3 protein-coding genes, 3 tRNA genes and 2 rRNA genes are annotated in these 12,906 nt (G+C 43.2%); 7 read left to right on the forward strand and 1 reads right to left on the reverse strand.

From position 1 onward, the window contains the following. The 5 genes from INF28_RS08180 to INF28_RS08200 form a co-directional block, all read left to right on the forward strand. Window positions 1–339, forward strand: a 23S ribosomal RNA gene (locus INF28_RS08180); the annotation flags it as partial. A gap of 173 nt (window positions 340–512) precedes the next feature. Then, window positions 513–629, forward strand: a 5S ribosomal RNA gene (gene rrf, locus INF28_RS08185). Window positions 630–681: 52 nt separating this feature from the next. Continuing rightward, window positions 682–757 (forward strand) — tRNA-Asn (locus tag INF28_RS08190). Between the two features lies 1 nt (window position 758). Next, a tRNA-Glu gene (locus tag INF28_RS08195) sits at window positions 759–833 on the forward strand. 88 nt (window positions 834–921) lie between these two features. After that, window positions 922–998: transfer RNA gene (locus INF28_RS08200), tRNA-Ile, on the forward strand. 847 nt (window positions 999–1,845) lie between these two features. On the opposite strand, the gene INF28_RS08205 is transcribed toward INF28_RS08200, so the two are convergent. Continuing rightward, window positions 1,846–4,482 (reverse strand): S-layer homology domain-containing protein, encoded by a 2,637-nt coding sequence (locus tag INF28_RS08205; protein ID WP_226392984.1) that lies wholly within the window; start codon window positions 4,480–4,482, stop codon window positions 1,846–1,848. Window positions 4,483–4,887: 405 nt separating this feature from the next. Here INF28_RS08205 and rpoB point away from each other — a divergent pair, with 405 nt between their 5' ends. After that, a complete protein-coding gene (rpoB, locus tag INF28_RS08210) occupies window positions 4,888–8,742 on the forward strand; it encodes a DNA-directed RNA polymerase subunit beta (protein ID WP_226392985.1) in 3,855 nt (1,284 codons plus the stop codon). 93 nt (window positions 8,743–8,835) lie between these two features. Next, complete coding sequence (rpoC, locus tag INF28_RS08215; RefSeq protein WP_226393040.1) at window positions 8,836–12,441, forward strand: DNA-directed RNA polymerase subunit beta'; 3,606 nt, start codon at window positions 8,836–8,838, stop codon at window positions 12,439–12,441. Window positions 12,442–12,906 lie beyond the last annotated feature (465 nt).

Here is a 12,906-nt window from a genome sequence, read left to right on the forward strand (position 1 = left end):
TTAAAGCGGTACGCGAGCTGGGTTCAGAACGTCGCGAGACAGTTCGGTCCCTATCTGTCGCGGGCGCAGGAAATTTGAAGGGAGCTGTCCTTAGTACGAGAGGACCGGGATGGACGTACCACTGGTGCACCAGTTGTCTTGCCAAAGGCATGGCTGGGTAGCTAAGTACGGAAGGAATAAACGCTGAAGGCATCTAAGCGTGAAGTCCCCCCTAAGATAAGATTTCCCACTGTTTTAAACAGGTAAGACCCCACGTAGACTATGTGGTTGATAGGTCGGAGGTGTAAGTGTGGTAACACATTGAGCTGACCGATACTAATAGGTCGAGGGCTTGACCTCAAAAGAGTGAGTAAGGAACTCAAGCTTTTCTCTTTATTTAAATTCAAAGCACAGCAGTTGGTTAAGCGGTTACGCTCGAGAGAGTAAAAGTGATAAAGCAGAAACCGGCTCGGCGATGATGGTAAATCATTTTATCAGAGTCTGCCCGGCAGTTGGTTAAGCGGTTACGCTTATCTGGTGGCTATAGCGGGAAGGTCACACCTGTTCCCATTCCGAACACAGTAGTTAAGCTTCCCTGCGCTGAAAATACTTGGCGGGCGACCGCCCGGGAACATATGTCGCTGCCAGATCTTAGTTTAAGAGCAGTTTATTCTGCTCTTAAACAAAAAATTAATTTTATATTCCTCTATAGCTCAGTTGGTAGAGCATGCGGCTGTTAACCGCAGGGTCGTTGGTTCGAGTCCAACTGGAGGAGCCATGGCTCCGTGGTCAAGAGGTTAAGACACCGCCCTTTCACGGCGGTAACAGGGGTTCAATTCCCCTCGGAGTCACCATAATGATATAAGCAACAGCTGCAAATGCTGTTGCTTATAGTTATTATAAATCCCTCTATATTTTTAAGTGATGTTAACAGATATATTTGGACCTTTAGCTCAGTTGGTTAGAGCAACCGGCTCATAACCGGTCGGTCCGGGGTTCGAGTCCCTGAAGGTCCACCAAAAGAGACAAACATTTTTTATAACATAGTTATAATGATGTTTGTCTCTTTTTATATGTAAAAATTCTTCTTGTGGAAAACTTTTATTTATAGTATAATCTGATTGAGGTGAGAATATGAAAAATAAAATAACCACATGGAAAAGTACAGTTACCCAAGGTTTGCGATTGGGTAGTATAAGTTTTTTGTTACTCACTATATTTACTTGTTTTTTACATTATATAATTTTAAGTGGGGAATCCTATATTGGAAAATCAGAAATAAATGATATAATTAATGGAATTTCGTTTTGTACAGTAAATGTTTTATGTGGAATACTTGCAACTGTTGTACCAATATTTCTTTTGAGATATACAAGAATTAAATTTTTAATATTAATACTATTTATTAGCTCTTGTACATATTTACTGCTTTATATAGTCTGTGTATGTTGTGGTGAATTTATATCATTTGGATTATTATATCCAATGGAGGAATTTGATACAATTATCTATGCTCTAATATCTTTTCCCGTAGGTTCTTGTGTTGGAACAATGGTATCCGTTATAACTAACACTGTGATAAATAACAAGTGATGAAAAATATGTGGCATCTATATTGTTTACTTTAAGCAGTTGGAACGGTTGTTTTGATGTAAAGAAACCGTTCTTTTTTTATATTTAAAATTAGAATGGAAAGAATCTGTCATAAAATAACAGCCATATCGGAAAAAATCCGAAACGGCTGTTTCTATTGTCAAATAGCTCCTTAATTGAAGTAATTGTTTTATTTCAGATAATGCTATAAAATTTATTTCACAGTAAAAAATTTGATCTATTTATCAAGAATAGATAGTGCAATATCTGTAATTATTTTCCTGCACCAAAAATTGTAAATAAAATTTTAACTGCTTCGGCACGAGTTACACTTTGGCGTGGACGAAGTGTACCATCTGGATAACCATTTAAAATTCCTTGTGCAGTAGCAATTTTCATACTTTCTTTTCCCCAAAATGGAATATCTGCTTCATCGGTGGCAGTGATAGGAGCTGTAGCCAAACCGGATGGTAACAGCCGTTCCACAGATATGGCATATTCCAGTCTCTGAATATTATCGTTTGGACAGAAGGCTACACCGTAGTCGTTTAATTGACCTTGCATAATGCCCAGTGAATATATGGCTTTGACATAGTTCACAGCCCACCATGGAATATCTCCTGCATCAATAAAAGGCAGGGTGGTATCTGCATAGTCTTCGGGGTTAATTTTGAGATAATTGCAGAGCATGATAGCAAATTCTGTACGTGTCATACTGCTGTTCGGGTGAAACATACCGTCATCACTGCCGTTGACTACTTGATGTTCTGCCATGTAGCTGATATAGGAATCAGCCCAGTGCCCGACCGTATCGGGAAATTTATTTTTATTTTGGCTGACATTACCCAAGTCGAAAGCAGCGAGTGCACTTGCGCCTGCTGTATCCGTAACGATGAGGGTGATTCGATGATAGTTTTCATCAAAATTTTCAGGATACAGATAGGTTAAAATGCCGGAAGTTGCATCATATTGATATGTTGCTGGTGTGCCGTCTATGGTAAGATGAATTTCATTCGCAGAAATTGTACCATTTTGGCTTGTCAGACGTGCGGTAAAACTGTTTTCTCCTATTTCACCCTGAATCAATGGATAGTATTCCGGAGGCGGCATTTCTCCGGTTTCGCGAATTCTGACTGGAATTTCGCGTGTGCACAAGCCTGCATTGACTGCCACAATGCCAGAAGCGCCATTTTGATCAGAGGTGGTGAAAAATCCATCATCTGTAATGTTGCCTACACTATCATCATTGCTGACGACACGCCAGGTAAAACTGCTGTTATCTACAACCATAGCCTGCCCACCCCAATAAGCAGTGGCTGAAAGTGCAATCGTATCGCCGGGATTCATGACCAACTCCTGAACTTCTTCGCCGGTAGAGGCATTATAAATTTTAATTTCGTCTGGAGTGGCGACTGCACGAAGCATGGTACTGCCATAGGCATCACCGCTTTTGGCTGCAACATATACATCCCCGTTGCCGCGGACAGTCACATAGCCGTTTTCGTAAACCCCGGTGCCAACTCCGTCGGGTGATGGAGTCATGGCATCTTGCTCAAGATAAAAAACTGCATCAGAAGGTACCTGGGCGGGACCGTAAGAACTGTCATAGGCGCTTTCAATCCGAAGCTGGATGGAGGAACCGGACAATACGGGTTTGCCCCAGTCAGACAGATTCAGAACATAAGGAATGCCGGATGGGGCATTATTTTTTTTCAGGAAAAAGAAATTCGCACAGCTTCGCAATCCGCCATCGGAAGGAGAGTTCATTATGGTAAAGTCTGTGGTGCCTGGTAAAACACCACCAATGGAGGTCGAGCCGCCGCCGTCCAAGTTCATCGCTTCCACGCACCCCAATTCCAGTAGCCGTCGTGCTAATGTTTCTTTACGAACCCCGTAGCTGTATCCGCTCTGGCGGCCGTCAATGGTGTAGAAAATAACGGTACCGTCTGCCCGAATACCTATTGCGCTTCTAGGGGCAGCGCTTTCATCTTCATAATCCAGTTGGCCGTTGGTAATTAGTTTACCACCAAGGCAGCCTAAAGCGTATTTTGCGGTATTCCAACGCGCATCTCCCGTAGCTTCTGAAGTGTTGATCGTAACAGTCATACCTGGTTGCAGAATATTAAGCCGGTCTTTGAGTTCCTGTGATGCTGAACTGTCGACGCTGAGAATCAGCTTGTCATCCGGAATGGGAACCGAGCCATCGTCTTCACTAATCGCCTCCACCACGGCTGTAATACTGCTATTTAATGTGATATCTCCGCTGAGAGAACCCAAAACCACATTGATACCCGTTCCAGGTGCGTGGGTATTGTCTGCAAAATCTTTGGTATATAAGTATAATGCATAGGGTTGGCGGTATTTATTGATGCACTCAATTGTGGCAGAACCTGCTTCTGTCGTTATCGTTGTCGCTATGGGAAGCATGCCCATGAAAGCACTGCCGTCTTCCCGAAAGCCGATGGCGGGCCGCCAGTCAGAATCTTTTGAAACAATCCGGCCGTCGATTACAACATTGCTCATAGGCACACCGGTTTGGAAAGAAAAGAAATCTGCGTTCATTCCCATAGCACTGTAAATCCCATAATCGTTTAAATAACTATTGGCTTGCGTTAGCGTGCGTTTCCCGTAAATGGATGCACCGTTGGTCAAAATCGGAACTACATCACTGTTTGGAGTGTAGGCAACATAATGTTCTGTTTGCTGTCCTACGCTGGCGTCTTCAAAGGTAGAGGTGTAAAACACAGTGCCTTGAGCAAACTGCGTTGCTTGCTGCGAGGTTAGCGTGCCTAGTACATCAGCATAGGTACAAAATGGCGCAGAAAAAACAAAAAGCGCCGTAAGCGCCGCTGTGAACTTAATTATGAAATTGGTTTTTAAACTTATAAAATGCGGCTTTTTTAAACTCATCAAGTCATTCCCTTCTGCCGTAATTTCAGCTGTGCTGAGCGGTAAACTGCAAATTGTAAGTCAAGATACACAATCCGCCTAAAAATGTGCCGGAAAATAATTTTTTTTCAGACAAATTTATGGCATAAAAATCCCTTGACAACCTTAACGGCACATGATATAATTATTATCTGTTTAAAATGAGATTTTTTGCGTATTTCTTTTATATGATTTGTTCCAAACAACACAACAATGGGTAGTATAGCACATTTTTTTGGATTTATCAAGACTTTTTTCAAAAAGACTTTTTAAATCCATCAAAAAGATAGGGACCGCCCGGTGCAAATCAGCCGTTTTTTGGAAGAAAACAGGCTTTTATGCTTCAGCCGGGTTTTTAATAAATTTTTTAACGAGGTGATCGGTTTTATGGTACATCCTGTGAAGTTAGGCAAAAACACCCGTATGAGTTACGGTAAGATCCGAGAGGTTCTCGAAATGCCCAATTTGATCGAGATTCAGAAAAACTCGTACGATTGGTTTTTGAACGAAGGACTTAAAGAGGTCTTTCATGACGTATCGCCCATTACAGACTATACAGGAAACCTGATTCTGGAATTCATTGATTATCGGTTGGAAAATACCACCAAATACGATATCGAGGAATGCAAAGAACGGGATGCGACGTACGCGGCGCCCCTGCGCGTCAAAGTGCGGCTGATCAACAAAGAAACCGGAGAGGTAAAGGAACAGGAAATCTTTATGGGAGATTTCCCTCTGATGACGCCGTCAGGTACTTTTATTATCAACGGTGCAGAGCGTGTTATTGTTTCTCAGTTGGTTCGTGCACCAAGTGTGTATTATACACAGGAGTTTGATAAAGTCGGGAAGAAGCTGTATTCTTCTCAGGTGATTCCTAACCGCGGTGCATGGCTAGAATATGAAACAGATAGCAATGATATTTATTATGTTCGTATTGACAGAAATCGGAAAATTCCGGTGACTGTGCTGATCCGTGCGCTAGGATTTGGAACAGATGCACAAATTACAGAACTGTTCGGAGAAGATACACGGCTTTTGGCCACTATGGAAAAGGATACTACCTCTACGGAAGAAGAGGGCTTACTTGAGGTTTACAGAAAGTTGCGTCCTGGTGAGCCGCCTACGGTGGACAGTGCACAATCGCTGATTACAAATTTGTTTTTTGATCCGAAGCGGTATGACCTTGCGAGGGTGGGCCGGTATAAATTTAATAAGAAACTGCGTCTGCTTGATAGAGTAGTAGGCTTTGTTTCGGGACAGACTGTTGCTGACCCCAAAACGGGCGAGGTTATTGTTGCAGAAGGCGATGTAATCACCAAAGAAATTGGTTTGGCTTTGGAAGCGGCTGAAATAAACGATATTGTTCTTGATATAGATGGAAACCGTACCAAGGTTATTTCCAACAACATGGTTGACTTGAAAAATTATGTGGATTATAATCCGCGGGATTATGGCATTACTGAAACCGTACGGAGCATTGTTCTGCATGAAATTTTAGAGCAGTACCCGGATGTAAATTCTGATGAATTTAAAAATGCTTTGCGGGAACGGAAGGACGAGCTGATTCCCAGACATATTTTGATTGATGATATTATTGCCTCTATTTCCTATATTGGCAATTTGGCACATGGTGTTGGTTGTGTAGACGATATTGATCATTTGGGCAACCGTCGTCTGCGCAGTGTGGGTGAATTGCTGCAGAATCAGTTCCGTATTGGACTTTCCCGTATGGAACGTGTAGTCCGTGAGCGGATGACCATTCAGGATTTGGATGTGATTACACCCCAGACTTTAATTAATATTCGTCCGGTGACTTCTGCCATCAAGGAGTTTTTCTGTTCTTCACAGCTGTCCCAGTTTATGGATCAGATCAATCCGCTTGGTGAGCTGACACATAAACGGCGTTTGTCTGCTCTGGGCCCTGGTGGTTTGTCACGTGAACGCGCAGGCTTTGAAGTACGTGATGTGCATCATTCGCATTATGGACGTATGTGTCCGATCGAAACACCAGAAGGTCCGAACATTGGTTTGATTAACTCGCTCAGCGGTTTTGCAAAGGTGAATGAATATGGTTTTATCGAAACCCCTTATCGCCGGGTAGACAAAGAGACCAATACAGTAACTGATGATGTGATCTACATGACGGCGGATGCCGAAGAAGGTTTCTATGTTGCGCAGGCGACCGAACCGCTGGATGAAGAAGGGCATTTTATTAACAAGAAAATTGTAACACGGTATAAAGATGAATTCCTGGAAGTTTCTCCGAAACGGGTAGATTATATGGATGTTTCTCCCCGTCAGGTTATGTCTATTGCAACAGCGATGATTCCATTTTTGGAAAACGATGATGCTAACCGTGCTTTGATGGGTTCTAACATGCAGCGTCAGGCGGTACCGCTGTTGGTTCCGGAATCTCCAATTGTAGGGACTGGTATGGAATATAAGGCGGCGCGTGATTCTGGTGTTTGTATCTTGGCAAAGGAAGCCGGTGTGGTCGAAAAGGTTTCAGCAGATGAAATTGTGATACGCAATGATAATCATGGCCTTGACCGGTACAAGCTGATTAAATTTACCCGTTCCAACCAGGGAACTTGCATCAACCAGCGACCTATTGTGAATTATGGTGACCGAGTAGAAAAAGGGGAAATCATTGCTGACGGACCGTCTACTAAGAATGGAGAAATCGGCCTTGGAAGAAATATTCTAATTGGTTTTATGACCTGGGAAGGTTATAACTATGAGGATGCTATCTTAATTAATGAAACTTTGGTAAAGGAAGATGTCTTTACATCTATTCATATTGAGGAATATGAGGTAGAAGCCCGGGATACAAAGTTAGGTCCGGAAGAAATTACCCGTGATATTCCCAATGTAGGGGAAGATGCGTTGCGGGATCTGGACGAACGTGGTATTATCCGGGTTGGTGCGGAAGTAGAGAGCGGTGATATTCTCGTTGGTAAAGTAACGCCTAAGGGTGAAACGGAATTGACGGCAGAAGAACGGTTACTGCGCGCTATTTTCGGTGAAAAGGCAAGAGAAGTGCGGGACACATCTTTGCGTGTTCCTCACGGCGAATACGGCATTATTGTTGATGTAAAAGTGTTTACCCGTGCTAACGGAGACGAATTGCCGCCCGGTGTCAATCAGGTTGTACGGTGTTATATTGCACAGAAACGTAAAATATCTGTTGGTGATAAGATGGCGGGACGCCATGGTAATAAGGGCGTTATTTCGCGTATTTTGCCGGAAGAAGATATGCCTTTCCTGCCTGATGGTACACCGCTTCAGATTGTATTAAATCCACTAGGTGTACCTTCGCGTATGAATATTGGTCAGGTGCTTGAAGTGCATCTTGGCTATGCAGCAAAAGCGCTGGGCTGGAAGATAGCAACTCCGGTATTTGATGGTGCAACCGAAGAAGATATTATGGATGCGCTTGAAATGGCGGGATATAACCGTAACGGCAAGACCATTCTTTATGATGGCCGTACTGGTGAACCCTTCGACAATCCTGTTACTGTGGGTTATATGCATTATTTAAAACTTGCGCATTTGGTTGATGATAAAATTCATGCGCGTTCTACAGGCCCTTATTCTTTGGTTACGCAGCAACCGTTGGGAGGTAAAGCACAGTTCGGTGGTCAGCGTTTCGGTGAAATGGAAGTGTGGGCACTGGAGGCTTATGGTGCTGCATATACTTTGCAGGAGATCTTGACAGTGAAATCAGATGATGTTGTGGGACGTGTCAAGACATATGAATCTATTGTAAAGGGCGATAATGTACCCGAACCCGGTGTGCCGGAATCCTTTAAGGTTTTGGTCAAAGAATTACAGAGTTTGGCACTTGATATTAAGGTTCTTGATAAGGATGACAATGAAATTATTCTGCGGGAATCTATTGATGATGAGCCTGAGGATTTACCGGTTAACATTGCCGGAATGGAGGATGAGGAGTTTTTGTCTGAACCGGAGGGCGATTTTGACGACGATCTGCTTGGCGATGTTTCTGATATTCTTGGTGATGATGAGGACGAAGGTGAGGTTTCACCTGTTGAGGATGAGGATGAAGATGAGGATGAGGATGACGAGATCAAGGTCCCCGAAAATCTGGATGCCATTTTAAAGAGCAGAGAAAACCGTATGAAAGGCGATTATATGGATACAGATGATATGGAATCTCTGGATTTGATGGCCGAAGAAGAAGATTTTGATGATGATTTTGATGACGACGTATTATTCTGATGCTGTTTTCATGTAAAATGGCAATAAGCGCTGTCTGCCAAACTCACGGCAGACAGCGGATCGAAATTTGTGAGTTGGAAAGGCATGGTCGTTATGAGCGAATATCAAAATTTTGAAGCGATCCAGATTGGGCTTGCTTCACCTGAGAAAATCAGGGAATGGTCCAGAGGCGAGGTCAAGAAGCCTGAGACCATTAATTATAGAACGCTGAAGCCGGAAAAAGACGGCTTGTTCTGTGAAAGAATTTTCGGGCCGCAAAAGGACTGGGAATGTCACTGCGGTAAATATAAACGTGTTCGTTACAAAGGCGTGGTCTGTGACCGCTGTGGCGTAGAAGTAACGCGTTCCAAGGTTCGGCGGGAACGGATGGGACATATTGAATTGGCAGTCCCGGTTTCTCATATCTGGTATTTTAAAGGAATCCCCAGCCGCATGGGCTTGATTCTTGACATGTCTCCGAGAGCCCTTGAGAAAGTGCTGTACTTTGCGGCATATGTGGTGATTGATCCGGGTAGGACTTCTTTGATGAAAAATCAGATTTTGACCGAAAAAGAATATCGTGAAAATTATGAGAAGTATGGGGATATGTTTCGGGCTGGCATGGGTGCAGAAGCAATCCTTGAAATGCTTCGCAGCATTGATCTTGAAGAATTATATCAGGAATTGAAGAGTGATTTGGAAGGGGCAAAAGGACAGAAAAAGATACGTACTGTCCGCCGCCTTGAAGTAGTAGAAGCGTTTCGGAAGTCCGGTAATAAGCCGGAATGGATGGTACTAACCGTATTGCCTGTTATTCCACCGGAAATCCGGCCTATGGTGCAGTTAGACGGCGGCAGATTTGCTACTTCCGACCTGAACGACTTATACCGCCGTGTGATTAATCGAAATAACCGGTTAAAAAGGTTGCTTGATTTAGGTGCGCCTGAAATTATTGTTAGAAATGAAAAGAGAATGCTTCAGGAAGCCGTGGATGCTTTAATCGACAATGGCCGCCGTGGTAGACCTGTAACAGGCCCCGGAAACCGTCCTTTAAAATCCCTTTCGGATATGCTGAAAGGAAAGCAGGGCCGCTTCCGTCAGAATCTGTTGGGAAAACGTGTCGATTATTCAGGACGTTCAGTTATTGTTGTCGGACCAGAACTGAAGATTTATCAGTGTGGTTTGCCTAAAAAGATGGCGCTGGAATTGTTTAAGCCTTTTGTTATGAAAAAATTGGTAGCTGACGGATTGGCGCATAATATTAAATCGGCGAAGAGAATGGTAGAACGTGTTCGTCCTGAGGTGTGGGATGTACTGGAAGATGTCATTTCTGAGCACCCCGTTTTGCTGAATCGTGCACCAACGCTGCACCGTTTGGGAATCCAGGCATTTGAGCCGGTTTTGGTAGAAGGAAAAGCTTTAAAATTGCATCCGTTGGTATGTACTGCATTTAATGCAGACTTTGATGGTGACCAAATGGCAGTCCATCTGCCGCTTTCGGCAGAGGCACAGGCAGAAGCCAGATTCCTGATGCTGTCTGCAAACAACCTGATTAAACCCCAGGACGGAAAGCCAGTTACGGTGCCTACACAGGATATGGTTTTGGGGAGTTATTATCTGACCTTAAAAGATGATAGTGAAATCGGGAGCGGAAAAGTCTTTTCTTCCTTTAATGAAGCGGTTTTGGCTTACAATAACGGAGCTGTAGGCCTTCACGCACCGGTTCGGGTGGAAGTGACCCGGAAAATAAATGGTGTAGAAAAAACAGGATTGATCGATGCTACGGTGGGACGTCTGATTTTTAACGAAAAAATACCGCAGGATTTGGGGTTTGTTGACCGTTCTGATCCAGAACATGAGCTGGATTTAGAAATTGGGGACAATGTGCTTAAGCGTCCTGCTGTGAAAGCAAAGATTGATGATAATGTTGAACCAGGTGTGGATAAAAAGCTGCTTGGAAAGATCATCAATGCAAGTATTAAAATTCATGGAATTACTGAAACAGCTACGCTTTTGGATGATATTAAGGCCATGGGCTATAAGTATTCCACAATTGGTGCTATTACGGTCTGTGTAGATGATATGCAGATACCGGAAGCCAAAAAGGAATATTTGGCTGAGGCAGAGGAACGCATTGATCAGGTGATGCGCAAATATCGACGCGGCCTTTTAACAGATGAAGAACGTTATCGTCATGTCATTAGTATTTGGTCGGAAATTTCTAATAAAGTAACAGATGCATTGATGGCAAACCTGAGTCAGTTGAATCCTATTTATATGATGGCAAATTCCGGAGCCCGTGGTAGTGTGAACCAAATCCGGCAGTTGGCTGCAATGCGTGGCTTGATGGCGGATACATCGGGCCGGACAATAGAAATTCCGATTAAATCGAATTTCCGTGAAGGTCTGACAGTATTGGAATACTTTATTTCTACCCATGGTGCCCGTAAAGGTTTGACGGATACCGCACTGCGTACTGCAGACTCCGGTTATCTGACACGCCGTTTGGTAGATGTATCTCAGGACGTGATTGTGCGTGAAGAAGATTGCGGAACTCGCGATGGTATTGTGGTGCGCGATATCCGTGATGGTAATGAAATTATTGAACCGTTGGCAGACCGTCTTGAAGGCAGAACGGTAACTGATGATGTCATTGATCCCAGAACCGGTGAAATTATTGCCCATGAAAATGAAATGCTGACAGCAGAGCAAACCAGGAAGATTGTAGATGCAGGCATTGAAGAAGTGAAAATCCGCTCGGTAGTAAAATGTCGTAGTAAGATTGGCGTTTGTGCCAAATGTTATGGTCATAACCTTGCTTCGGGCAGACCAGTTGATGTTGGTGAAACAGTTGGTATTATAGCGGCTCAGTCCATTGGTGAGCCGGGTACTCAGCTGACGATGCGTACCTTCCATGCCGGTGGTGTAGCAGGTGATGACATTACGCAGGGTCTACCTCGTGTGGAAGAATTGTTTGAAGCCCGGAAACCGAAGGGTGTTGCTATTGTTTCGGAAATCAGTGGACGTGTAAGAATCAGCGAAATAAATAACAAGAGGGAAATCACGGTTATGAACGAAGAAACCGGTGAGGCAGCTACGTACTTGATTCCTTTTGGATCCAGGATTAAGGTTCGTGAGGAACAGGAGATTTCTGCCGGGGAGCCGTTGACAGAAGGCTCTATTAATCCCCATGATATTTTGAGCATTCTGGGAGCAACCGCAGTACAAAACTACTTTATCCAGGAAGTGCAGCGTGTGTATCGTCTGCAGGGTGTTGATATCAATGATAAGCATATAGAAGTCATTGTGCGGCAGATGATGCATAAGGTAAAAGTGGAAGATGCAGGAGATACAGATTTGCTGACGGGTTCGCTGGTAAGTATGTATGAAATCGAAGATATTAACCGTAAAATGGAAGAAGAAGGAAAACGGCCAGCGCAGGTGTCTGATGTATTGATGGGAATCACAAAAGCTGCCTTGGCTACGGAATCCTTCCTTTCTGCGGCCTCTTTCCAGGAAACAACACGTGTTCTTACGGATGCTGCAATTAAAGGTAAAAAGGATCCTTTGATAGGCTTAAAGGAAAATGTTATTATTGGTAAATTGGTACCTGCCGGTACAGGCTTGGCACGGTATAATAATATTGAAGTTTATCCTGCCGGAGGAAATGTTACAGAACCGCTGAATTTGGAAGAACATGAAGCGGAAAATATCATTTAATTTTAAAAATAGTTTTTAGACTACTAAAAAGGCATGTATTCGTTTTTAATGGATACATGCCTCAGCGTGTCGATAAAGTATCGACACGCTGATAGATGTTGAAAAAGGAAGTGAGATTTTTCGTAATCGCTTTCGTCGGCGTACAAAAGTACGGTAGAGAGCGATTGCGGAAAAAGCAAGCAATGACGCCGGTTTCTCGATGAATCCGGCGTCATTTTTTTGCCGAAGTTTAAGTTTTGATGAAAAAGAAAGGTACTTTATTTTTTATTACGCTTGCGGTATAACGACTTTTTTGACAGTCTGAGGCATGTATTCGTTTTTAATGGATACATGCCTTTCGTTGTATAAAAAGAATTTGTGCTATTACAGCTTTTTTATTAAATTTTCAATGAATTAAAAATATTCTTAATATATTTTTCCTATTGACAAAGTGTAATATATAGTATATACTGTATATATCATATA

The organism is Ructibacterium gallinarum, from assembly GCF_014982785.1.
Lineage (GTDB): Bacteria > Bacillota > Clostridia > Monoglobales > Monoglobaceae > Ructibacterium > Ructibacterium gallinarum.